Origin of the sequence: Pseudomonas sp. B16120 (assembly GCF_044218845.1) — a bacterium.
GTDB classification, from domain to species: domain Bacteria; phylum Pseudomonadota; class Gammaproteobacteria; order Pseudomonadales; family Pseudomonadaceae; genus Aquipseudomonas; species Aquipseudomonas paracarnis.
In genome coordinates this window covers 4,918,731-4,941,117 of sequence record NZ_CP162588.1, presented here as the reverse complement: position 1 = coordinate 4,941,117, position 22,387 = coordinate 4,918,731, and the positions used below count along the sequence as shown (strand labels likewise).

The following is a 22,387-nucleotide window of genomic DNA, read 5'->3' as shown; positions in this document are numbered from 1 at the left end:
AGCTGGCTTGCCTGCGATGACGGCCTGACAGCCGACATCTATCTACCTGACACCCCACGATCCAACTGTGGGAGCTGGCTTGCCTGCGATGACGGCTTGCCAGCCGACGGCTATCTACCTGACACCCCACGATCGCAATGTGGGAGCGGGCTTGCTCGCGAAGGCGGCCTGACAGCCGACCGGGATGTGGGATCAGATTGAGTACATATCCGTTAGTTAGGTAACGGCCACTTAGGGTTCCGCCCTGACGGCGGCTCACTTTGCAAAAGCGGCAAAGTAAGCATGGGCCTGTCCCGTGACAACGGACGCCAAGAAGCGATACTTAAATCGTTCTCTTGGAGGTTGCCATGTATCCATCCACTCGCCGTAACTACACCGATGAGTTCAAGACTCAAGCGGTTGCGTTAGCTGAAAGCGTTGGCAGAACCGAAGCTGCCCGCCAGCTAGAGATGTCCGTCAAAACGCTCGATAACTGGGTGAACGCCACGCGCAAGGGTCAACCGTTGAGCTCGCCCGAGCGCAAGCCCATCACTAAGGAGGACAGCGAGCTTGCCCGCCTGCGAGCCGAGGTTGCCGAGCTAAAAATGGAGCGTGAAATCCTAAAAAAGGCGGCGGTATTCTTCGCCAGAGAGTCCAGGTGAGATACGCCTTCGTCGCTGCTGAACGGACTCAATACCCGGTACGTATGTTGTGCCGGGTGATGGAAGTCTCAACTTCAGGTTTCTACGATTACACGCACAGGCAGCCTCGCCCTGATCCTGACGCTCAGATTCGCATTGAGTTGCGCAGCGTCTATGCGGCCAGTCGACACACCTACGGTCGGCCACGGTTGGTCGCAGCCTTACGCCAGAAATCGTATGCAGTGGGCCACAAGCGAGTCAGCCGGTTGATGCAGGAGGAGGGTATTCACGGCAAGTCCAAACGCGGTTTCAGGCCCTGTACCACTGACAGCAACCATTACTTGCCGGTCGCGAACAATGTGGTGGCGCGGCAGTTTGCCATCGATAACCCCACTCCGACTTGGGTCAGTGATATCACCTATCTCCCAACCAGAGAGGGTTGGCTGTATCTGGCCGTAGTGTTGAGCATCCAGACCCGCCAGATCTTGGGCTACAGCTTGTCAGACCGCATGCCAGATGGCCTGGTGGAAAGTGCGTTTCTGAATGCCTGGAGCGCCTGTTCTGGCACTAGCGGAGCAGTATTTCACTCCGATCAGGGCCGTCAGTACGCAAGCAGTAAGTTCCGTCTAGCGTTAGCTAAGAAGGACTTCAAACAGAGCATGAGTCGAAAGGGAAATTGCTGGGATAACGCAGTGGCGGAGAGTTTTTTCGCTACGCTGAAAAGAGAGGAGGCTTTTGGGGTCTACCCCACCAAAAAACAGGCACAGCTATCGATCGCCAGCTATGTGCATGGGTTTTACAACAGCAGTCGACTGCACTCAGCTCTGGGGTATCGGTCTCCGAACGAATATGCAAAGAGCTTGAGGCAGAAGACTGGATAACCAGCTTCATGGCGTACGCTGCCGGGGGACAGGCCCAGCAAAACGCTCTTGCCCCACCACTCGGCACCTCGCCTAGGCTCGGTGTGCCCGAACGCAGGCTTGAATCCGTGGGCCGCCGCCACGCGCCATCCATGGCGCGGGGCGGCTAACCCGGCGTCCTGCCGGGTTACCCACGAATTCAAGCCTGCGTTCGGCCAGCGTGGTTTAACGGGGCGCCTGAGATCAAGATCAAAAGCAGATCAAGAGCAAGATCAGGAGCAGTCCCTTGCTCCAGGCATAAAAAAGGCGACTGGGCCGTGGGGCCGCAGTCGCCTTTATTCTTTTGGATGAGGTGCTTACTGCACTTCTACCGCCAGGCTGTCACTGATCTTTTTCTGCCAGATGGCAGGACCGGTGATGTGGACGGATTCACCTTTGCTGTCTACTGCAACGGTGACCGGCATGTCTTTGACGTCGAACTCGTAGATGGCTTCCATACCCAGTTCGGCGAAGGCAACCACGCGCGACTTCTTGATGGCTTGGGCCACCAAATAAGCGGCGCCGCCCACGGCCATCAGGTACACGGCCTTGTGATCCTTGATCGCTTCGATGGCGGTAGGGCCGCGCTCGGATTTGCCGATCATGCCCAGCAGGCCGGTTTGCTCCAGGATCTGGCGGGTGAACTTGTCCATCCGCGTTGCAGTGGTCGGGCCCGCTGGGCCAACCACTTCTTCGCGCACCGGATCAACCGGGCCGACGTAGTAGATAAAGCGGCCCTTGAGGTCCACCGGCAAGGTTTCGCCCTTGTTCAGCATCTCGACCATGCGCTTGTGCGCCGCATCGCGACCGGTAAGCATCTTGCCGTTGAGCAGGACGGTTTCGCCCGGCTTCCAGCTCTGCACTTCTTCCGGGGTCAGGGTGTCGAGGTTGACGCGGCGAGCCGATGGGCCGGCTTCCCAGACGATTTCCGGGTAGGCGTCCAACGGTGGCGCTTCCAGTGACGCCGGGCCCGAGCCGTCGAGCACGAAGTGCGCGTGACGGGTGGCGGCGCAGTTGGGGATCATGCACACCGGCAGGGACGCGGCGTGGGTCGGGTAGTCCATGATCTTCACGTCGAGCACGGTGGTCAGGCCACCCAGGCCCTGGGCGCCGATGCCCAGTTGGTTGACCTTCTCGAACAGCTCCAGGCGCATTTCTTCGATACGGTTTTGCGGGCCGCGCTTTTTCAGCTCGTGGATGTCGATGGACTCCATCAACACTTCCTTGGCCATTACCGCGGCTTTCTCGGCGGTACCGCCGATGCCAATGCCGAGCATGCCCGGTGGGCACCAGCCGGCGCCCATGGTCGGAACAGTCTTGAGCACCCAGTCGACGATCGAGTCGGACGGGTTGAGCATGGCCATTTTCGACTTGTTCTCGGAGCCGCCACCCTTGGCCGCCACGTCCACTTCCACGGTGTTACCCGGGACGATGGAATAGTGGATGACCGCAGGGGTGTTGTCCTTGGTGTTCTTGCGGGCGCCGGCCGGGTCGGCGAGGATCGAGGCGCGCAGGACGTTTTCTGGCAGGTTGTAGGCGCGACGCACGCCTTCGTTGATCATGTCGTCCAGGCCCATGGTTGCGCCGTCCCAGCGCACGTCCATACCCACGCGCACGAACACGGTGACAATACCGGTGTCCTGGCAGATCGGGCGATGGCCGGTGGCACACATGCGCGAGTTGATCAGGATCTGGGCGATGGAGTCACGGGCTGCCGGCGATTCTTCGCGCAGGTAGGCTTCGTGCATGGCCTGGATGAAATCAACGGGGTGGTAGTAGGAAATGAATTGCAGGGCGTCGGCAACGCTCTGAATCAGGTCGTCTTGCTTGATCACGGTCATGAGTCGCGCTCCTCTATAAGGGAACATTCAATAAAGATGGCCTCAGTGTTGCATCGGTCGGCTGAAGCCATCTTTCCAAGGCACGCCAGAATGGTGCAGGCGCGACGCTAAAAAGGCGCGGCAGTATAACCCGGCACGGTGGCCGATACACCCGACTATGGTCAAACTGTCGCAGGCATGATTCCCTGTGCGCGCTCCTTATGATCGAGTCTTTATATGCCTGAACTGTATGTCGGCGAACGCCACTGGTCGGTCACCCCCGGCAGCAACCTGCTGGATGCCTTGAATCAGGCCGGTGTGGCCGTGCCCTTCAGTTGCCGGGCCGGCAGTTGCCATGCGTGCCTGGTGCGTTGCGAGGGTGAGGTTGACGACCAGCAGCCCGAAGCCCTGAGCCCGACGCAGCGCCAGCAAGGTTGGCGCCTGGCGTGCCAGTGCCGGGTCATTGCGGACCTGAAGGTCGACGCGTTTGATCCCCAGCGCGATGGCTTGCCCGCCCAGGTGGTGGGCGCCGATTGGCTGAGTTCGACGGTACTGCGCCTGCGCCTGCAACCAGAACGTGCCCTGCGGTACAGGGCCGGGCAGCATTTGGTGCTGTGGGCAGGGCAGGTGGCACGCCCTTATTCCCTGGCGAGTTTGCCCCAGGAGGAGCCGTATCTGGAGTTCCATATCGACTGCCGTCAACCCGGTGCCTTCAGCGATGCCGCGCGACAGTTGAAGGTCGGTGATCCTGTATGCCTGGGCGAACTGCGGGGTGGAGCGCTGCACTATGATCCTGACTGGCAATCACGACCCTTGTGGCTGCTGGCCTCCGGTACTGGCCTGGGCCCCTTGTGGGGCGTGTTGCGCGAGGCACTGCGCCAGGATCATCAAGGCGAGATTCGCGTGATTCACCTGGCCCATGAGGCCGAGGCTCATTATCTGGATGAACCCCTGGCAGCGCTTGCCGCGCAACATGGGCACCTCACCGTGGAGCTATGGACCGCGGCGCAGTTGCAGCCGGCATTGGCGCAACTGCGGCTGGTTTCCCGGCACACCCTGGCCTTGCTTTGCGGGCACCCTGCCAGCGTCGAGGCCTTTTCCAAGCGCTTGTTCCTGGCGGGACTGCCGCGTAATCAATTGCTGGCGGATGTGTTCCTGGCTCGCCCTTTTACGTTATGAAAGCCTGGTCAAGTCGGTATCGGAGCTTATCGTCCGGAGCCGATGACGCCATCGCAGGCAAGCCAGCTCCCACAGTAGACCGAGTTGTCTGACTATTGTGGGAGCTGGCTTGCCTGCGATGAGGTCCTGAAATTTTCAACACATTGACCTGCATTGAAATGCAAAAAGCCCCGCCATTCATAGGGCGGGGCTTTTGTTTTTCAGCTTGTCACTCAGACCTGCGGGTCGCCTACATGCAGGATCTTCATGCCATTGGTGCCACCGGTGGTGTGGTAGCTGTCGCCCTTGGTCAGGATGACCCAGTCGCCTTTCTCCACGACGCCGCGTTTGACCAACTCGTCGATCGCCTTCTGGCTGACTTCGTTCGGTGCCAGCGACGCCGGGTCGAACGGGATGGTGTACACGCCGCGGAACATGGCCGCGCGGGCCTGGGCTTCGCGGTGTGGGGTGAAAGCGTAGATAGGCACCGAGGAACGGATGCGCGACATGATCAACGGCGTGTAGCCACTTTCGGTCAGGGCGATGATGGCCTTGACACCCGGGAAGTGGTTGGCGGTGTACATGGCAGCCAGGGCGATGCTCTGGTCACAGCTTTCGAAAACCTTGCCGATGCGGTGGCTGGAGGTCTTGCTGGTCGGGTGCTTTTCGGCACCGACGCAGATACGCGCCATGGCCTGCACGGCTTCCAGCGGGTACGGGCCGGCGGCACTTTCAGCCGAGAGCATCACGGCGTCGGTGTAGTCGAGCACGGCGTTGGCCACGTCGGACACTTCGGCACGGGTCGGCATCGGGTTCTGGATCATCGACTCCATCATCTGGGTCGCAACGATCACCGCTTTGTTATGACGGCGTGCGTGCAGGATGATCTTCTTCTGGATACCGATCAGCTCGGCGTCACCGATTTCCACGCCCAGGTCGCCACGGGCAACCATCACGGCATCGGAAGCCTTGATCAGGCCGTCGAGGGTTTCATCATCGGCCACGGCTTCAGCACGCTCGATCTTCGCTACCAGCCAGGCGGTACCGCCGGCTTCGTCGCGCAGCTTACGGGCGTATTCCATGTCGGCGGCGTCGCGCGGGAAGGACACGGCGAGGTAGTCCACTTCCATTTCGGCGGCGAGCTTGATGTCAGCCTTGTCTTTTTCAGTCAGGGCCGGCGCCGTCAGGCCACCACCGCGACGGTTGATGCCTTTGTGGTCGGACAGCGGGCCGCCGATGATCACGGTGCAATTGAGTTCGGTCGGCGTGGCAGTGTCGACGCGCATGACCACACGGCCGTCGTCCAGCAGCAGCTCGTCACCGACGCCGCAGTCCTTGACCAGGTCCGGGTAGTCGATGCCCACCACGTCCTGGGTGCCTTCGGTCAGCGGGTGGCTGGTGGAGAAGGTGAATTTGTCACCGATCTTCAGCTCGATCCGCTTGTTGGTAAATTTGGCGATACGGATTTTCGGGCCTTGCAGGTCGCCCAAGAGTGCAACGAAGCGGCCATGCTTGGCGGCCAGGTCACGCACCAGCTTGGCACGAGCCTTGTGCTCGTCCGGGGTGCCGTGGGAGAAGTTCAGACGGGCGACGTCCAAACCAGCCAGAATCAGCTGTTCGAGGACTTCCGGCGAGTTACTGGCCGGGCCAAGGGTGGCGACGATTTTGGTACGACGGACGGACATGCACGGACTCCTGAGTTCAAGCGCTGGGGAAGGCTACTATGCTCTTTCGTTGTAGTCATTGTTCGTTTGCACTACTTATCGACGATTGGCTTGTTTTGGCTGCGGTTGAATGGGCAAACGCCTTGAAGATTTTCGACCAGGGGTCGATACACTGCACAAGACAGGAGAACCCCATGCGAATTTTGCTCGTTGCTGCCCTGGCCGTCAGTGTTGTCGGCTGTACCCGCTGGTCGATGGACCACCATTTGAACAACGCTTACCGCGCCTATGGGGTCGGTGATTGCCAGCGTGTCACCCTGGAGTTGTCCCAGGTCGATCGCGAGAGTCGTACCCGCCGCTACGTGCAACCGGAGGTTTCGATGTTGCGCGGGCAGTGCCTGGAACGCCAGAAACTGTTTGTCGATGCCGCGCAGACCTATCAGTTCATCATCGGCCACTACCCGTCTAGCGAGTACGCCTATCGAGCCCGCGCGCGGCTCGATACCTTGCAGCAACTGGGGCATCTGCCGGCTGCAGGCCTGGCAAAACCAAGGCCTGCGTCGTTGTAATGGTATTTGTCATTTTATAGCTGGCCTGTCGCCAGTCTTGGGCTAATCTTTGAATGTCTGTTTGTGCAGTTTCCCATTCGAACGGATGCAAGGCCCGGATTCGGCATTTGTTTGGTGACAAGCGGTAGGTTTTGTCACACCGAGATCCAGGGAGAGCGAGCGATTGCTTGTTCCGAATCACTGGCACGGCCAGATTTTTGGCTATTGGATGGCGACTTCACCATGTTTACCGAACGACGGATCGAGCGGCATCAACTGCCGTATTTTCTGCAGGTGTTCAATCGTATTACCGACAAGCCAATCGGCTATCTTGGAAATGTGTCTGAAAACGGTCTGATGCTGATCAGCTCGTTACCCATGATGACCGAGGTGGATTTCGAGCTGCGCTTGAAAGTGCCGGTGGCGCAAGGCGAGTTCAAGGCGATTGACCTCACGGCAACCTGCTTGTGGAGCCACGAGGATGTCACCCCGCAGCATTACGACTCGGGGTTCAGCGTGCTTGAGGCGCCCGAGGAATACCGGCACCTGATCAACGCGCTGTTGCAGTACTTCAGCTTTTATCCTTTGCAGGCCTCTGTCTGAATTATGCGTGGGGTCGTGGCCGTTTCCTGGCCATACCCCTGCGCAGTCATCCTCAGAATACCCCGGCCTTTTTCCACTCCAGATAGCGTGTGACCAGCCCGGCACCCAGCGCCGATGGCAAGGTATCGAGCACCGACAGCCCATGGGCACTCAAACGATCATGGCGTTGGTTGCGGGTGTTGAGGTAATCGATCGTGCCGCTGTAAGCCAGGGCTTCGGGCAATGTCTGCACAGGCGTCTGACGTAGCTGGTCGAGGACCTCTTCCCTCAGGCTGGCCACCAGTACCCGGTGATGCCTGCCGATACGCTGGACGGCAGCCATCAGCGCTTCATCCTCCTCATCCCGCAGGTTGGTGACGATGATCACCAGCGCCCGGCGTTTTTGACGTGCCAACAACTGGCTGGCGGCCGCCTGGTAGTCGGCGGTTTTTCGCGTGGTCTGTAGGTCATAGACCGCATTGAGCAACAGGTTCAATTGGCCACTGCCCTTGACCGGCTTCAGGTAGCGCGGCTGGTCGCTGGCGAACGTGCACAGCCCTACCGCATCGCCCTGTCGCAAGGCGACATAGCTCAGCAGCAGGCAGGCATTGAGCGCGTGATCAAAATGGGAAAGTTCGTCATCCTGGCTGCGCATGTGCTGGCCGCAATCGAGCATGAACACGATTTGCTGGTCGCGTTCGTCCTGGTATTCCCGGGCAATGGGCGTTCGTTGGCGGGCGGTGGCTTTCCAGTCGATCTGACGCAGGCTGTCACCTTCACGAAACTCGCGCAGTTGGTGAAATTCCAGGCCCAACCCTCGCCGCTGATGTTGGCGCACGCCCAGTTGGCTCAGCCAGTTATCCACACCCCGTAACTGCGCACCGTATAAGCGCGCGAAATCCGGGTAAACACGGGTGGAATCGCGGGTGTCGACCCATCGTCGTGCCGACCACAGCCCCAATGGGCTGGGCAGCAGCAGCTCGCAGCGACTGAAATGGAAGTGCCCGCGCCGCAAGGGGCGCACGCGATAGCCCAGCTCAGCACGTTCACCGGGGCGTAGTTGAATGAATTGAGGCAGGTTCTCCACAGCCAGGCCATCGGGCACGTGATCGAACACCTGCACGGTCAGTGGTTGCGGGTAGTCGTGCTCCAGGCACAGGCGTATTTCTTCCCAGCGCCCCAGCGCCAGGCTGCCGGGCAGTGTCCTGTATACGCGGACCGAGGGGCGGCGGCGCAAGCGTGCGGCATCCAGCATCGCCAGCAGCAACAGGGCCAGCAGCAGGCCCCAGGCTACCGAATGCAAGGTGGCGGGCACTTTGAACTGCAACGCTGCCGAAGCGCCCAACAAGATGTTCAAGCCGAGCAGAACGCCCAGCCAGGTCAGCAGCAGACGAGTCGGTTTCATGGCCGCGTCATTGCCTTGGTGCCGCAATCTGGTCGAGTAACTGCTGGAGCACCTGGTCGACCTCCAAGCCGTCGATGTCCAGCTCTGGTGCGATGCGTACCCGGTGACGCAGTACCGCCAGGGCGCAGCCCTTGATGTCATCGGGGGTGACGAATTCGCCACCGCGCAACAGCGCACGGGCACGGGCACCGCGTACCAGAGCGATGGAGGCCCTGGGGCCGGCACCGATGGCCAGCCCCGGCCAACTGCGCGTGGCACGGGCCAGGCGCACGGCATAGTCGAGCACCTGTTCATCCAGTGGCAGGTCACTGGCAATTTGCTGCATCGTTACTACGTCCTCGGCTTGCAGCACAGTACGCAACGGCTGTACCTCCAGCATGTCGGCCTTGGACGAGCGAGTCACTTCGCGGACCATATCCAGCTCTTGTAGAGCATCCGGGTAGTCCATTCGCACCTTGAGCATGAAGCGGTCCAGTTCGGCCTCGGGCAGTGGGTAGGTGCCTTCTTGTTCGATAGGATTCTGGGTTGCCAGGACCATGAAGGGCTGGCCGATGGGCAACGCCTCGCCCTCCAGGGTCACTTGGCGTTCCTGCATGGCCTCCAGCAGCGCTGCCTGGGTCTTGGCGGGTGCACGGTTGATCTCGTCGGCCAGCAACAGGTGGGTGAACAACGGCCCCTTGCGCAGTTTGAACTGTTCGGTCTGCAGGTCGTAAACGGCGTGGCCGGTGACATCGCTGGGCATTAGGTCCGGGGTGAACTGGATGCGGGCGAAATCACCGCCAAAGCAGCGGGCCAGGGCCCGTACCAGCAAGGTCTTGCCCAGGCCAGGCACGCCTTCAAGCAGTACGTGGCCGCCTGCGATCAGGGCGGTGAGCACGTCGTCAATCACAAGGTCCTGGCCAATCACGGCCTTGCGCAATTCCACGCGCAGCGCCTGGGCCTGCTGGCTGGCCTGCTGAAGGTTTTCGGCGGTCAGGGCGGTGGCCAGTGGAGAGTCGCTCATAAGGCATTCCTGAGGGTTTGCAGGTGCGCCACCTGACGGCTGAAGTCGGCGCTGGAAAGCCGCTTCAGCGCAACGGGCTCAAGCGCCTGGCTGATGATGTGAGGGGGTTGTCGCGTAAGGTGTTCCAGCACCTGGCGTTGCTCTGACGCATCGAGGTGTTCGAACCCTGGATGGCGTCGCCGGGCTGCGCGCAGGATGTCGTGTCGCAAGGCTTGCAACAACGTGCCCTGGCCGCTGCGGCGCAATAGGAAGTCCGCGCTGGCCTGCAAGTGTTCCTGCAGCTGGCGACGTGCCTTGGGCGCCGGTGTCTGGATCGGGCCCTGGCGCATGCCTGCCTGCCACAGCCCCAAAGCAAGCAGCGCAACCAGGGCGACGAGGGCCTGGGGGAAATAACGGAGCAACAGAGTAAACAGATCGTCTGTGTCGCTGTTGAACAGCAGGGTGACGTCAGTGCCCTGGTTCAGGTACCACAGCAACCAGGCGTTATCATGGTTGCCGATATCTGTGGTTTTCCATAGGTCGCTGTCGGTGATCACCGTGACGCGACCTTGCCCCAGGTCGAGTTGCATCAGGTGGCTGGACTGGGCGCTGTTGGCGGAAAACTGCGCCAGGTGCTTGGGGTCGGTGAGGTTGAAGTAAGTGTCAAAACTAAAGTACGCCGGTGCGGTTTCGTTGTCGACATAGAGCTTGGTCAGATCCGGTTTGGTTTTTTTACGCGGTGGCACGGGTTCGTCGAAGGTGTCGCTCAAGGTTTGGCGGATAGTGAGGCGATCAAGCAGCAGGTCACCGCTTGTGCCGGCTTCTTCATCCCATAATGCCTCGGCGACCAAGAGCAGGTGGCCACCGGCTTTTGCCCAGCCCAGCAGTTGGTCGACCTGGCGTGGGGTCATGTTGCTGCGCTCTCCCAGCAACAACAGGCTATGGCCTTTGGCGGGCAGTTCGGCGAGTCGTTCAAGGCCCTTGGCGTGTGCCACGACCAAGCCGTGCTGGCGTAGAAAGTGCTCGGCGGCCAGATAGGGATTGGCGCGAGCCTCTGGCGACGGGCCCCGGTCAACCACTTCCTCGTAGGGAATTGCCTTGTGCCAGGCATATAAGCCGCCCGCACCCACCAGGCACGCCAACAACAGCGCTGTCCACAATAGCGCGCGATTCATTGGCCCGCTCCGTCACTGAAAAGAGCACGCCAGTCGCTGCACAGTTTTTGTTGGGCTGAAGAAGGCGGCAGACGGTGACCATAGGCCAGGTTTTGCCAGTGGCGTGTCAGTTCGTCGCTGAACGCCAGTAACTGCGGTTGTTGCAAATGATGAACACGCTCCAGTACCTGCCCCTCGGTATCGGCGCTTGTCAGTGGCAGGTCGAACTCGTGCAACAGCCGGCTGAGCAACCCGCGATACAGCAGGCCTAGGGCTTCCCGTGGATGGGTGGGCCATAGTTGTTCGGCGGTGCTGGCGATGTCTTCGGGCAATGTCTCGGTGCCCAGTTCCAGCCCGAACAACTGAGCGGGAACGGGCGAGGGAGCGTCCGTGCGAGTAGGCCCAAGGCGGCTGACGAACGTGCGCAACCATTCACGGTAACGCCAGCACACCAGGGCCAGGCCGCCAATCACAAGGCTCCAGAGCAGTATTTCCAAAGTTTTGGCGACGTATTTGAAGGTGTCGCTGTTAAGGTTGTCGAGCAGTGCCTGGAGCCAGCCAGGTAATTTGCCGTCGCCCGTGGCCTTGTTTTTAACCGGCGCTTTTTCTTCTCCAAACCGATAGCGTGTGACGGTTTCCGGGTTCTTGAAAGGTGGCTTTTCCAGCAACGCCTGGATGGATTGGCTGGCGGCCTGGGTGCTAAGTGGCTTATGGGCTGTGGTTTCATCTGCCATGGTCGGTGGGCTGATGTGTAGCAACGCCAGGCCAACCACCAGCAACAGCAGCGGTGCGACATTGCTCAGGCGCTGGCGCAGCCGACGGAATACCAGTTCCAGGTCCCAGGCCTCCAACACTGTGCGGCGGTTGAGGTACAGGCTGAAGCCACAGGCGACGTAGATGGGTTCCCAGAACACCAGGACCAGGGCATAGAAGGCATTGCTCAGGTGCTCAAGCCAAAGCACGTCCGAGGCTGACGCGAATATTAGCCGTTGCCAGTCCCAGTCCAGTTCAACCTGTTGCGGGATGAAGAGATAGAACAGGGTCATGCCGCCAAACCAGAGGCCGATTTCCATGTGCACACCGATGGTCGTCAGCCAGCGTGCGGCGCCAGCGTTACGTTGCAGCAACACTCCAAGGCGTCGTTGACGTGCGTCACCGTCCAGGCCTTCCAGTTGGCTGACGGGCAGGGTGAAGCTGCGGCTCATGCTCAGCCGCCGCCACGTCAGGCTTGCGAACAGTTGCCCCTTGAGCAATTGCGGCCACTGGCGAACGGCCTGTTTGAGGCTGGGGGGCTCACCAAACAGGGCCTTGGACAGAATGTACAGCGGCAAGCGGTCGAAGGCCGGCTTGAGCCACCAGAACAGGAACATGACCAAAGACGGGTAATTCCAGAGCAGCACCGTCAACAGGCTGAATACCGGCAAGCTTACCAGCGCCCAACTGCCCATCAGCAGGACACGGTGTTCCCTGGCCATCAGTACGCCCAGGTCCATGGCTTCCCAGGAAGTACGCGGGCGAATCACCACGCTGGCGTCAGTCAGGCGCATGGCGACTCCGCCCGGCCAGGGACAGGTAAGCGGCCACCAGCAGCCAGAGCGCGGCGCCTACTGCGTATTTGATCCAGGGCTCAATGCGAGTGGTTGAGGACCAGTAGGCTTCGATAAAGGCTGCGATCAACAGGAACACCATGACACCGCAAAGCATCCGTACGCTTTTGCGGGCGGCCAGGCGCAGGGCCTCGCTGCGTGCCAAGCGCCCGGGGGCAACCAGTGACCAGCCCAGTTGCAAACCTGCGGCACCGGCCAGCGTGATGGCGCTCAACTCGAATGCGCCGTGACCAATGACAAACGACCAGAAGGTCTGGCCATAGCCAATGTCGGTAAGGTGCCCGGAGACTGCACCTATGACCAGGCCGTTGAAAATCAGGAAGAACACACTGCCCAGGCCGAACAACAGGCCGGCGGCAAAGGTCTGGAAGGCGATGCCGATGTTGTGCATCACGTAATAGCCAAACATCATCCAGTCTTCGCTGGCGGCCCGTTCGGCAGCACGGCCCAGACGGCTGGCGTCGGGGTTGTACATGCCCTGCATGTCGGCCACCTGCTGTGGGCTGATGATGCTGTAGATAAGATCGGGGAACAGGTACACCAGCAGGGCTATCCCCACCAGGCTGCCAAAGAACAGCAGGCCAGCGATCAGCACGAAGCGCCATTGTTCGCGTACCAGGCGCGGGAATTCGGCGAGAAGAAACGCCAGTATGTTTGCCGTCAGTTGGCTGCGATGGCGATACAGTTGTTGATGGCCGCGCAGTGCCAGTTGTTGCAACGTGTCGACCAGGTAACTGCTATAGCCGCGTTGCTGAGCCAGGGCCAGATGTTGGCACAGGCGTCGATATTGATGCGGGAAGTCGGCAACATCGGCGGCCTTGGCTTTACCTTGCTCCAGTTGTGTCAACTGCTCGGCGAAGGTATGCCATTGGCGCTGGTGGCGGCTTTCAAAAAGGCTCTGCTTCATGTCGGCCCCAACAAACCACGGGCTACCCCGTTGAGTTGCTCCACGGCGCGCGGCGCAGACACCTGCAGGGGCTCTGCGAGGATGGCGGCCAATTCATGCACCCGTTCGGCCGAGAGTTCGGCCTGGCGTTCGGCGAAACCGAGGATGGCCCGCTGTTCGCTCAACTCCAGTGCGAAGGGTAAGCGCAGGGCGGGCGCTTGAGGGATGCTTGGGCGTACCAGCGGCAATTCCCGGTAGACCACCAGCGTACCGGCGGCCAGGTCGCCGAGCCGCTTGAAGTGCGGATGTTGCAGGCAACTGATCGCGCCCAGGAAATAACCGAAGGGCAGCATGTCGACAAAACGCAGCAGGTTGCGGATCAGCGATGCCGACCAGCCAATGGGCGTGCCGTCATCCTGTACCACGCGCAGGCCCATGACCTGCTTGCCTGGCGAGCAGCCCTGGTTGAGCACTTCGAACAACACCATGTACCACCAGCTCACCAGGAACAGCAGCAGCGAACCCAGCCCGATCCCCACATTGCCGAGCAGCGCCAGCGGCACCAGCAGGATACCCATGATGATCCCGCGCACGCCCAGGTCGAATGCAAACGCCAATGCCCGGGAGGGCAGGCCAGCAGGGCGCAGGGGCAGGTCGATGCCCTCGGGCGTTTCTATCTGATAGTGGGTATCCAGAGGGGTTGATGGCATTGCGATCCTTGGCACTGCGAGGCGACTTGAGAGACACGGATGCTAGCAGTGTCGAGGATGGAAGCAACCACCCGAGGTTTTTCTGGATATTTATACAGTAAGGTATCGCTGGCCCCGGACGCCTTGCAGCGCCTAGACTTTGTCGGTCTTCAGCACAGGAATAGCCCGTGACCTCGATTTTCTGGTACGACTATGAAACCACCGGCATCAACCCGCGCAACGATCGCCCGCTCCAGGTAGCCGGTATCCGCACCGACCTTGAGCTCAATGAGGTCGGTGCGCCGATCAACCTTTATTGCCAGCCCAGCGACGATATCCTGCCTCATCCGGCAGCGTGTGCGATCACAGGTATTACGCCGAGTATCCTCGCTGAGAAGGGCCTTGCCGAAGCCGATTTCATGACTCGGGTGCACGCCGAATTGGCCGCGCCAGGTACCTGCGGCGCCGGCTACAACACCCTGCGATTCGACGATGAAATGACGCGCTACAGTCTGTACCGCAATTTTTTCGACCCCTATGCGCGCGAGTGGCAGGGCGGCAACAGTCGCTGGGACTTGATCGATGTGATGCGCACCGCCTACGCCCTGCGGCCGGAGGGCATCAACTGGCCCGAGCAGGAAGGGCGCGTGACCCTCAAGCTCGAACGCTTGACAGAGGCCAACGGCATAGACCACGGCCAGGCCCATGACGCGTTGTCGGATGTGCGTGCAACCATCGCCCTGGCGCGGTTGGTCCGGGAGAAACAACCGAAGTTATATGAATGGTTGTTTCAACTGCGCAGTAAACAACGGGTCATGGATCAGGTGCGGTTGCTGCAACCGATGGTGCATATCTCCGGGCGTTTCTCCGCCGAACGCCATTACCTGGGCGTGGTCTTGCCCCTGGCCTGGCACCCACGCAATCGCAATGCCTTGATCGTCTGTGACCTGGGGCTCGATCCACAAGGGCTGTTGGACCTGGATGCGGCGACCCTGCGCCAGCGTCTTTACACGCGCCGCGATGAGCTGGCCGAAGGTGAGCTGCCGGTTCCGCTCAAGCTACTGCATATCAACCGCTGCCCGGTGGTTGCGCCGTTGAAGGTGCTGCGCCCGCAAGATCTTGAGCGCCTGCAACTGGATAAGGAGGCTTGCCTCGCGCGGGCGCTGCGACTAACTGACGCACAGGAAGTTTGGCGGGACAAGTTAGCGGCCATTTATGCCGAGGAAGACTTTGCGTCGAACGCGGACCCGGAGCAGCAGCTCTACGAGGGTTTTATTGGTGATCGTGACCGCCGTTTATGTGAGCAAGTTCGCATGGCAGAGCCCGCGCAATTAGCCCGTCAGCAGTGGCCGTTCGATGATCATCGTTTGCCGGAATTATTATTTCGCTACCGGGCGCGTAACTTTCCTGAAACCTTGAACAATGACGAGCAACAACGCTGGAAACTTTTCTGTCAGCAACGTTTGTCGGAGGCGCAGTGGGGGGCGCCGAATACCCTGTTGGCATTTAAGCAGGCGCGTGAGGAGTTGGCGGTTAGTGCTACATCGTTTCAGTGCCAGGTGCTGGCGCAATGGCAGGACTATGTGGATTCATTAGCGGCGCGCTTGAGTCTGTAAGCGCATAACTACAGAATATTCAGACAATAAAAAACGCCAGCAAGCTGGCGTTTTTCATGTGTGACGTATCGGGTGAACGTCCGACCGGGCTTAGCCCAGCAGGGTTGCCCAACCTTCAACTACGTCACCGCCCCACTTGGCTTTCCACTCTTTCAGAGTTTTGTGGTTGCCACCTTTGGTTTCAATCACTTCGCCGTTGTGTGGGTTTTTGTATTGCTTGACCTTGCGAGCACGCTTGGTGCCGGTAGTTTTCACAGCGCCGCGCGGTGCTTTAACTTTCGACTCTGGATCCAGCAGCGCGATGATGTCACGCAGGGATTTGGAGTATTCACCCATCAGGGTGCGCAATTTGCCTTCGAATTCCAGCTCGGTTTTCAGCTTGTCGTCTTCGGACAGGTTCTTCAAACGGGCTTGCAGCTCTTTGATAGCTTCTTCGGTGGCGCGGTATTCGTTGATCAGTGACATGTGGACTACCTTATGTAGAACGCTGAATGACAGGGTGAGTGGCCTAATAATAGTCAGGCAATTTCATCAAGTAAACATTTAAGACGTTATTCAGGTGAATGACATTGAATGTGTGTGAGAAAACCTGGCCGATGAGTTAATTAGTCAGCGTTAAGCGCAAAGATAATCGCGTTAATTTTTTGCTACTGACCTCAGCATGCCGTTGTACCGTCATATAGCGGTGGTAAAACCTTACACGATTAAGGGGTGTTGCCACGGCCATGCCTCAAGATAAGGTGCAAGGGAATACTGCAGTTTTTCTGCGTAATCGCTAGAATAGCGGCCTTTGTGAAGTTCTGGAGTTTCCCCCTAATGCGCACTTTTCGGCTGGTGATTGCTTGCCCGGACCGGGTTGGCATCGTTGCCAAGGTCAGTAACTTTCTGGCTTCCCATAATGGCTGGATCACCGAGGCGAGCCATCACTCGGACGATCTCAGTGGTTGGTTTTTCATGCGTCACGAAATCCGTGCCGATACGCTGCCCTTTGGCCTGGAAGCATTCCGCGAGGCGTTTGCGCCGATTGCCGAAGAGTTTTCGATGACCTGGCACATCACCGATACAGAGCAGAAGAAACGCGTGGTGCTGATGGCCAGCCGCGAATCCCACTGCCTGGCAGACCTGCTGCACCGCTGGCACAGCGACGAACTCGATTGCGAGATTGCTTGCGTGATCTCCAACCACGATGACCTGCGCAGCATGGTCGAATGGCATGGCATCCCTTATTACCATGTGCCGGTCAACCCACAGGACAAGGAACCGGCATTTGCCGAGGTGTCGCGTCTGGTCAAGCAGCATGATGCGGATGTAGTGGTGCTGGCGCGCTACATGCAAATCCTGCCACCGGAACTGTGCCGCGAATACGCTGGCAAGGTGATCAACATTCACCACAGCTTCTTGCCGTCCTTTGTCGGTGCCAAGCCGTATCACCAGGCTTCCCTGCGTGGCGTGAAGCTGATTGGTGCAACCTGCCACTACGTGACCGAAGAGCTGGACGCCGGCCCGATCATCGAGCAGGACGTGGTGCGCGTCAGCCACAGCGACAGCATTGAAGACATGGTGCGCTTCGGCCGTGACGTCGAGAAGATGGTGCTGGCCCGTGGCCTGCGCTATCACTTGGAAGATCGCGTGTTGGTGCACGGCAACAAGACCGTGGTCTTCTGACCCAGCGATTTTGATTGAAAGACACCGGGGCCTGGAGGTAAAACTCTCCAGGCCCTTTTTTATTTCTGTTTCAGGAGATTCCCATGAGCGACCCGCTGGATAAAGCCACCTCACGGGCGCCTGCTACCTTGGGCGAGGGCTGTTTGAGTCGTTACGACCCGGACGCGCTGGATGCCGAGGATGGTACTGATTTTCCAGGCGCGGCGCGTTTATGGGAGCAGACACAGGCGCAGGACCAGCCGCCTGCCGCCCCTGAAAAAGACGCTTGAGCAGCGGTTTGCCGACCATCAATAGAAACACTGGCGCACCGGCCAGCAAATAGAAGTAGTAGGTCACCGCGCGCCAGATCAGAATTGCCGCAGCCGCTGTGGATGTGCCCACCATGGGCGCCAGCAGTGCCGCTGACGTCAATTCCGCAGCGCCGGCCCCGCCTGGCGCCAGGCTGAACTGCCCCGCAGTCAGGGATAACATCTGGATCAGAAAGCTCCAGGCCCACTGTACCTCGCCCCCCAACCCGCGTAGCGCCAGGTACAGCACGCTGTAACGCAGCAGCCAATGCAGGCTGGTCAGCGCAAAGACCCCAAGCAAGGTGCTCCGGGGTAGTTTCAGGGTGGCGCTGAACGCCGCAAGAAAACGCAGCAACCGGCGTGCCCAGCGTCGGCGGGTGGTAGCGCCGACCTTCATGGCCTTGAGTGCCAAACCCGCCAGGCGAATCAGCCGCCGGTGAACATGCACCACGGCCCAGCCACTGATTACCCCACCCACCATCGACACGGCGCTAAGCCCCAGCAACCACTCCAGACGCGGGCTGAGGCTATGGAACAGCGCATACAGCAAGATCCCCACCAGTGCGCAGAGAAAAAACACCAGGTCGCTCAATTGGTCCATGGCGAACACCGCGCTGCCATGGGCGGGGCGGATACCATTGCGCGCCAGCAGGGCCATCAGGGTCAACGGCCCGCCGCTGCCGCCGGGAGTTGCACACATGGCGAATTCAGTGGATATCACCACGCCAAGGCTTTTGAGCGGCCCTAACTGGCGGCGATGCTCGCCAAGCAACAGGCGGATGCGCAGGCTGTTGATCAGCCAGCAGCCGATGATCATGGCGAACATCCCCAGTAACTGGGGCAACGGAAACTGGCGCAGGCGCGCAATGCTTTCGCCGCCGCCCAGCCACAATGGAATCACCAGCGCCACCAAGAGCGCCAACACTAACCAGATCAGTCGGCCCATGGCTGCGTCGCCAGCCAGGCGGCCTTGGTTTGGGGGACGCGCCCCGCGTTGAGCAGGCGTTGCAGGGTGTCTAGCCAATAATCGCGGGAAAACCTGTGGCGCATGTCCACCGGATGCAAACCCAGTCGGATCAGCGGGGCGGCCTGCCATCGCTGTTCGCGGCGATCAGTGAGGATTTTGGACAATCCCCGGCGCCATGCACTGCGGGCGCTCCACACCAGGCCAGGGGCGCTGATAGGCGTGAAGTCCGGTAGGCGATAAAAATGTTGTGGGTCGCTGGTGTAGCTCAGCGGCAACTGGCGCAATGCCTGCCGGGTGCCATCGCTCATCAACCAGGCTGGCGCAACAAAGCCATGCAGCGGCCAGCCATTGCGCTGGAATACCTCAATGCCGGCGGTCAACCGCCGCAACGCCTCGGCTTCGGACAGCTGGTAAAACTCGCCTTCGTGGGTATAGATGCGTCGCATAAACCATTCTTTTGGCGTACGCGGCCGAAGTTGGTCGTCGCAATGGTAATAACCATGCAAGGTGAGTTCATCGCCCTTGGCGACACGGCTATCGAGCAGGCGCCGAAAATCGCGGTGGGCGGCCAGGTCGTCATGGTGATGGAAGTCCGGCACCACCAGCCAAGTGATGGGCACGTCGCCCAGTGCATCGACGGCCTCGACGAAGGGCCGGTAGTCGGCCCAGGTGTGCGGTGCCACGTCGTGCAGTACCAGCATCAGCGCGCGCTCAGCCATGGGCGAGCATCGGTTCATGGCTGCCCAGCACGGCGCAGTAATGCCCCAGCAGGCTGTCGACTACTGTGTCCCACGCATAATGCTGCTCGACATGGCGCCGAGCCTGAGCACCCAGGCGTCGGCTGTCGGTACTGAACAACTCGCGCACCGCATCGGCCATGGCCTTGGGGTTGTTTGGCGCACACAGCACGCCACAACGCTCGTCGATAATCTCGGTAAAGGCCCCGGCCGCCACGGCGACCACTGGAATACCGCAGGCCATGGCTTCCAGGATCACCAGGCCGAAGGTCTCCTGGTCGCCACCATGCAGTAAGGCGTCGGCGCTGGCCATCAGCCGAGCGACATGTTGGGCGGGCCGGAATCCGTCAATCACGGTGACATTGTCTGGCACGCTGGCCGGCATGCCGGAGCCCACCAACAGCAAGTGGTAGCCTTCCCCCAGGCGTTTCATGCAGTTGAGCAGCACCGGCAGGTTTTTCTCCTTGGAGCCGCGCCCGGCGAAGATCAGTAGTCGAGTGTCTTCGCCAATCCCCAGTTCGGCGCGCAGGCCGGGGTCACGTACCTCAGGGGTGAAGGTTTGCAGGTCTACACCCAGGGGTTGCACGAAGACATTTCTGACGCCAAGCCCGGTGAGCTTGTCGGCCATTACCTGGCTGGGGGCGAGCACTCGGTCGAAATTCCCATAGAGTTTGCGCACATAGGCTTCAACATTGGGGGTAAACCAAGGCCCCATGCGATTGCTCACCAGCAGTGGCAGGTCGGAGTGGTAAAAGCCGATGACCGGCACATCCAATTGGCGTCGGGCATCCAGTGCGGCCCAGGCGGTCAGGTAAGGGTCGCCAACTTCGATCAGGTCAGGCTGTAAATCGTGCAGGACATTTCGCCAAGGCGCCAAACGAAGGGGGAAGCGATAGCCTTTGCCGAAGGGCAGGGCGGGCGCCGGTACTTTGAAGATGCCGTCCTGCTCGCTCAAGTGTGCACCGGGTATCAACAGGCTGTGGCGAATGCCCGGCTTGAGCGCCAGACGCCGGTGCTTGGCGTCAAGGTAAGTGCGTACGCCACCGCTGGCCGGGGCGTAGAACATGGTTATGTCAGCGATATGCACGATGAACATCCCTCCGATCCATTGCTCTCCCTAGATGGACCTGAGGTAAGGATAGATGTTCGATTGGGATTGGTGTGTTATGCCGGTCTGTTAAACGCAGGTCCCCTGTGGGAGCGGGCTTGCTCGCGAAAGCGGTGAATCAGTCAGTACATCTTCAACTGATAGACTGCTTTCGCGAGCAAGCCCGCTCCCACATTGGATCGCATTGCGTTCGCTGTAATGGTCGGTATTGCCCCTCAGATCCGGAAGCTGCCCACCAATTGCTTCAAGCGCGAGGCCTGTTGTTCCAGATCCGAGCAGGCGCGCAGGGTCGATTGCAGGTTCTCCACCCCTTCCTGGTTGAGGGTGTTGATCTCGGTGATGTCCATATTGATCGACTCCACCACCGAGGTCTGTTCTTCAGTGGCGGTGGCGACCGACTGGTTCATACCGTCGATCTCGCCAATGCGCTGGGTCACGCTGTTCAGGCGCTCGCCGGCCAGGTTGGCGATTTCCACGCTGTCCAGGCTGTGGCGTTGGCTTTCGCTCATGGTAGTCACCGAGTCCCGGGCGCCCACCTGTAGCTCTTCGATCATCGTCTGCACCTGTTGCGCCGACTCCTGAGTGCGATGAGCGAGGTTGCGCACTTCATCGGCCACGACCGCAAAGCCACGCCCGGCTTCCCCGGCGCGCGCCGCTTCGATCGCCGCATTGAGCGCCAGCAGATTGGTTTGCTGGGAAATGCTGGTGATCACCTCAAGAATCTGGCCGATATTCACCGTTTTGCTGTTAAGTGCTTCGATATTGGTGCTTGAGGTGCTGATCATGCTGGATAACTGCGTCATCGCCTTGATATTGCGTTCAACCACCTGCTGGCCGTCTTCGGCCAAGTGCCTGGCATCGCTGGCCTGACTGGAGGCTTGGGCGGCGTTGCGTGCGATCTCCTGGGCCGCGGCCCCCAGTTGGTTGATGGCGGCGGCGACGCTGTTAGTGCGGTTGGCCTGTTCGTCGGAGTTGACCATCGACGAGTTGGAGGCGCTGACCACCCGCAGGGCCACTTCATTGACGTGCTCGGTGGCTGAAGACACTTCGCGAATCGAGGTATGAATGCGCTCGACGAAGCGGTTGAAGGCATTGCCCAGGGTGCCGAATTCATCATTGTTCTGGATGGTCAGGCGGCGGGTCAGGTCGCCTTCACCGTCGGCAATGTCCTGCATGGCTCGGGTCATCAGGTGCAAAGGTTGCAGCAAGACGCGGATGAGCATGCCGAGCAGGGCGATGATGATCACCACCGCGATGATCGTTGCGATCACCGCCGAGGTGCGAAACTCACTGAGCATGGCGAAAGACTTGTCTTTATCCACCGAAACGCCCAGGTACCAGTTCACCGAGGGCAGGCCCTTGATCGGTGTGAACGTCACGATATTGGTCTTGCCGTTGGCTTGCACTTCGCTGAAATCGCCGCTGATCTTCGGCGTGTCTTTTGGATAAACGTCCGCCAGGGTCTTCATCACCAGGGCTTTATCCGGGTGCACCAGCACTTTGCCGTCGGCGCTGACCAGGAACGCATAACCCATGCCGCCAAAATCCAGCGCGCCGATGTTGTCCACCAGGGTCTGCAGGCTCAGGTCGCCGCCGACTACGCCGATGCTCTGGCCACCCTTGGCGCTGGGCGTGGCGACAGAAATGATCAGTTGCCCGGTCGCCGCGTCGATATAGGGTTCGGTCAGGGTTGAACCGTTGCTGGCCTGGGCGCCCTTGTACCAGGGGCGAACACGCGGATCGAAGCCGTCGGGCATCTTGGTGTCAGGACGAATGGTGAAGGTGCCCTGGCTGTCACCGACGTAGGTGGCCATGAATGACGAGGTCAGCGCTTTCTGTTCCAGCAGGCTGGCGACCACGCTTTGTTCAGGGTTGATGGCGATGTTCTGTGCGGCGTTTTCCACCAGGGCGATACGCCCGGTGAGCCAGGTCTGGATGTTGCTGGCGGTGACGTCGCCCATCTCATGCAGGTAGTTATTGAGGTCGTCACGAA

20 protein-coding genes and 1 pseudogene are annotated in these 22,387 nt (G+C 60.1%); 7 read left to right on the top strand and 14 right to left on the bottom strand.

The features are described from left to right. Positions 1-347 precede the first annotated feature (347 nt). Positions 348-641, top strand: coding sequence for a transposase (locus tag AB4P90_RS23080; protein WP_020300742.1), 294 nt, complete (start codon positions 348-350; stop codon positions 639-641). Beyond that, positions 638-1,501, top strand: a complete 864-nt coding sequence (locus AB4P90_RS23075; RefSeq protein ID WP_020300743.1) for an IS3 family transposase — start codon at positions 638-640, stop codon at positions 1,499-1,501. Before AB4P90_RS23080 ends, AB4P90_RS23075 begins: the two co-directional genes overlap by 4 nt. Before the next feature lie 335 nt (positions 1,502-1,836). On the opposite strand, the gene AB4P90_RS23070 is transcribed toward AB4P90_RS23075, so the two are convergent. Beyond that, positions 1,837-3,360 carry a fumarate hydratase gene (locus AB4P90_RS23070; protein ID WP_003193907.1) on the bottom strand — a complete coding sequence of 508 codons (1,524 nt, stop codon included), beginning with the start codon at positions 3,358-3,360 and terminating at the stop codon, positions 1,837-1,839. Between the two features lie 216 nt (positions 3,361-3,576). Here AB4P90_RS23070 and AB4P90_RS23065 point away from each other — a divergent pair, with 216 nt between their 5' ends. Then, positions 3,577-4,518 carry an iron-sulfur-binding ferredoxin reductase gene (locus AB4P90_RS23065; protein WP_288856120.1) on the top strand — a complete coding sequence of 314 codons (942 nt, stop codon included), beginning with the start codon at positions 3,577-3,579 and terminating at the stop codon, positions 4,516-4,518. 212 nt (positions 4,519-4,730) lie between these two features. Here the strand turns inward: AB4P90_RS23065 and pyk are convergent, their stop codons facing one another. Beyond that, positions 4,731-6,182, bottom strand: a complete 1,452-nt coding sequence (gene pyk, locus AB4P90_RS23060; protein WP_003193904.1) for a pyruvate kinase — start codon at positions 6,180-6,182, stop codon at positions 4,731-4,733. Between the two features lie 173 nt (positions 6,183-6,355). Here pyk and AB4P90_RS23055 point away from each other — a divergent pair, with 173 nt between their 5' ends. Together AB4P90_RS23055 and AB4P90_RS23050 are read left to right on the top strand one after the other, a co-directional pair. Next, entirely contained in the window at positions 6,356-6,730 is a 375-nt protein-coding gene (locus AB4P90_RS23055) for a tol-pal system YbgF family protein (RefSeq protein WP_003193903.1), read from the top strand. A 222-nt stretch (positions 6,731-6,952) separates the two neighbouring features. Further along, positions 6,953-7,312 carry a PilZ domain-containing protein gene (locus tag AB4P90_RS23050; protein ID WP_019821226.1) on the top strand — a complete coding sequence of 120 codons (360 nt, stop codon included), beginning with the start codon at positions 6,953-6,955 and terminating at the stop codon, positions 7,310-7,312. A gap of 52 nt (positions 7,313-7,364) precedes the next feature. Here AB4P90_RS23050 and AB4P90_RS23045 read toward each other — a convergent pair whose 3' ends face one another. The 6 genes from AB4P90_RS23045 to AB4P90_RS23020 are packed head-to-tail and all read right to left on the bottom strand — an operon-like array spanning position 7,365 to position 14,035. Further along, positions 7,365-8,696: a DUF58 domain-containing protein gene (locus AB4P90_RS23045; RefSeq protein ID WP_014719741.1), complete on the bottom strand. Its 1,332-nt coding sequence runs from the start codon at positions 8,694-8,696 to the stop codon at positions 7,365-7,367. Positions 8,697-8,703: 7 nt separating this feature from the next. Continuing rightward, positions 8,704-9,699 (bottom strand): MoxR family ATPase, encoded by a 996-nt coding sequence (locus AB4P90_RS23040; RefSeq protein WP_019821227.1) that lies wholly within the window; start codon positions 9,697-9,699, stop codon positions 8,704-8,706. After that, the gene (locus tag AB4P90_RS23035; protein ID WP_014719739.1) at positions 9,696-10,853 is read right to left on the bottom strand and encodes a DUF4350 domain-containing protein; all 1,158 of its coding nucleotides are present in this window, start codon (positions 10,851-10,853) and stop codon (positions 9,696-9,698) included. Before AB4P90_RS23035 ends, AB4P90_RS23040 begins: the two co-directional genes overlap by 4 nt. After that, positions 10,850-12,379, bottom strand: a complete 1,530-nt coding sequence (locus tag AB4P90_RS23030; RefSeq protein ID WP_395605396.1) for a DUF4129 domain-containing protein — start codon at positions 12,377-12,379, stop codon at positions 10,850-10,852. The genes AB4P90_RS23035 and AB4P90_RS23030 overlap by 4 nt, the downstream gene beginning before the upstream one ends. Further along, entirely contained in the window at positions 12,366-13,346 is a 981-nt protein-coding gene (locus tag AB4P90_RS23025) for a stage II sporulation protein M (RefSeq protein ID WP_122300602.1), read from the bottom strand. The genes AB4P90_RS23030 and AB4P90_RS23025 overlap by 14 nt, the downstream gene beginning before the upstream one ends. Further along, positions 13,343-14,035: an RDD family protein gene (locus AB4P90_RS23020; protein ID WP_014719736.1), complete on the bottom strand. Its 693-nt coding sequence runs from the start codon at positions 14,033-14,035 to the stop codon at positions 13,343-13,345. Before AB4P90_RS23020 ends, AB4P90_RS23025 begins: the two co-directional genes overlap by 4 nt. Before the next feature lie 167 nt (positions 14,036-14,202). Here AB4P90_RS23020 and sbcB point away from each other — a divergent pair, with 167 nt between their 5' ends. Beyond that, a complete protein-coding gene (sbcB, locus tag AB4P90_RS23015) occupies positions 14,203-15,630 on the top strand; it encodes an exodeoxyribonuclease I (RefSeq protein ID WP_019821233.1) in 1,428 nt (475 codons plus the stop codon). 90 nt (positions 15,631-15,720) lie between these two features. On the opposite strand, the gene mvaT is transcribed toward sbcB, so the two are convergent. Then, complete coding sequence (mvaT, locus tag AB4P90_RS23010; RefSeq protein ID WP_019821235.1) at positions 15,721-16,095, bottom strand: histone-like nucleoid-structuring protein MvaT; 375 nt, start codon at positions 16,093-16,095, stop codon at positions 15,721-15,723. 351 nt (positions 16,096-16,446) lie between these two features. Between mvaT and purU the strand changes: the two genes are divergently transcribed. Continuing rightward, positions 16,447-17,295, top strand: a complete 849-nt coding sequence (purU, locus tag AB4P90_RS23005; RefSeq protein ID WP_019821236.1) for a formyltetrahydrofolate deformylase — start codon at positions 16,447-16,449, stop codon at positions 17,293-17,295. Positions 17,296-17,418: 123 nt separating this feature from the next. Here purU and AB4P90_RS23000 read toward each other — a convergent pair whose 3' ends face one another. From AB4P90_RS23000 to AB4P90_RS22980, 5 genes and pseudogenes are all read right to left on the bottom strand, one after another. Beyond that, on the bottom strand, positions 17,419-18,528 hold the full coding sequence (locus AB4P90_RS23000; protein WP_395605395.1) for a YbhN family protein: 1,110 nt from the start codon (positions 18,526-18,528) through the stop codon (positions 17,419-17,421). Further along, positions 18,516-19,268: a DUF2334 domain-containing protein gene (locus tag AB4P90_RS22995; RefSeq protein WP_395605394.1), complete on the bottom strand. Its 753-nt coding sequence runs from the start codon at positions 19,266-19,268 to the stop codon at positions 18,516-18,518. The genes AB4P90_RS23000 and AB4P90_RS22995 overlap by 13 nt, the downstream gene beginning before the upstream one ends. Beyond that, complete coding sequence (locus AB4P90_RS22990) at positions 19,261-20,382, bottom strand: glycosyltransferase family 1 protein (RefSeq protein WP_014719730.1); 1,122 nt, start codon at positions 20,380-20,382, stop codon at positions 19,261-19,263. The genes AB4P90_RS22995 and AB4P90_RS22990 overlap by 8 nt, the downstream gene beginning before the upstream one ends. A 227-nt stretch (positions 20,383-20,609) precedes the next feature. Beyond that, positions 20,610-21,374, bottom strand: a complete 765-nt coding sequence (locus AB4P90_RS22985) for a methyl-accepting chemotaxis protein (RefSeq protein ID WP_370694806.1) — start codon at positions 21,372-21,374, stop codon at positions 20,610-20,612. Positions 21,375-21,515: 141 nt separating this feature from the next. Beyond that, a pseudogene (locus AB4P90_RS22980) lies at positions 21,516-22,355 on the bottom strand (cache and HAMP domain-containing protein); the annotation flags it as partial. Positions 22,356-22,387: the final 32 nt, after the last annotated feature.

Coding starts and splice junctions, on each gene's coding strand:
- AB4P90_RS23000 (WP_395605395.1), bottom strand. CDS start 18,528: ATGGGCCGACTGATCTGGTTAGTGTTGGCGCTCTTGGTGGCGCTGGTG.
- AB4P90_RS23030 (WP_395605396.1), bottom strand. CDS start 12,379: ATGCGCCTGACTGACGCCAGCGTGGTGATTCGCCCGCGTACTTCCTGG.
- AB4P90_RS23025 (WP_122300602.1), bottom strand. CDS start 13,346: ATGAAGCAGAGCCTTTTTGAAAGCCGCCACCAGCGCCAATGGCATACC.
- AB4P90_RS22995 (WP_395605394.1), bottom strand. CDS start 19,268: ATGGCTGAGCGCGCGCTGATGCTGGTACTGCACGACGTGGCACCGCAC.
- AB4P90_RS23035 (WP_014719739.1), bottom strand. CDS start 10,853: ATGAATCGCGCGCTATTGTGGACAGCGCTGTTGTTGGCGTGCCTGGTG.
- pyk (WP_003193904.1), bottom strand. CDS start 6,182: ATGTCCGTCCGTCGTACCAAAATCGTCGCCACCCTTGGCCCGGCCAGT.
- mvaT (WP_019821235.1), bottom strand. CDS start 16,095: ATGTCACTGATCAACGAATACCGCGCCACCGAAGAAGCTATCAAAGAG.
- AB4P90_RS23065 (WP_288856120.1), top strand. CDS start 3,577: ATGCCTGAACTGTATGTCGGCGAACGCCACTGGTCGGTCACCCCCGGC.
- AB4P90_RS23080 (WP_020300742.1), top strand. CDS start 348: ATGTATCCATCCACTCGCCGTAACTACACCGATGAGTTCAAGACTCAA.
- AB4P90_RS23050 (WP_019821226.1), top strand. CDS start 6,953: ATGTTTACCGAACGACGGATCGAGCGGCATCAACTGCCGTATTTTCTG.
- AB4P90_RS23055 (WP_003193903.1), top strand. CDS start 6,356: ATGCGAATTTTGCTCGTTGCTGCCCTGGCCGTCAGTGTTGTCGGCTGT.
- AB4P90_RS22985 (WP_370694806.1), bottom strand. CDS start 21,374: ATGGTCAACTCCGACGAACAGGCCAACCGCACTAACAGCGTCGCCGCC.
- AB4P90_RS23040 (WP_019821227.1), bottom strand. CDS start 9,699: ATGAGCGACTCTCCACTGGCCACCGCCCTGACCGCCGAAAACCTTCAG.
- AB4P90_RS22990 (WP_014719730.1), bottom strand. CDS start 20,382: ATGTTCATCGTGCATATCGCTGACATAACCATGTTCTACGCCCCGGCC.
- AB4P90_RS23070 (WP_003193907.1), bottom strand. CDS start 3,360: ATGACCGTGATCAAGCAAGACGACCTGATTCAGAGCGTTGCCGACGCC.
- AB4P90_RS23020 (WP_014719736.1), bottom strand. CDS start 14,035: ATGCCATCAACCCCTCTGGATACCCACTATCAGATAGAAACGCCCGAG.
- AB4P90_RS23045 (WP_014719741.1), bottom strand. CDS start 8,696: ATGAAACCGACTCGTCTGCTGCTGACCTGGCTGGGCGTTCTGCTCGGC.
- purU (WP_019821236.1), top strand. CDS start 16,447: ATGCGCACTTTTCGGCTGGTGATTGCTTGCCCGGACCGGGTTGGCATC.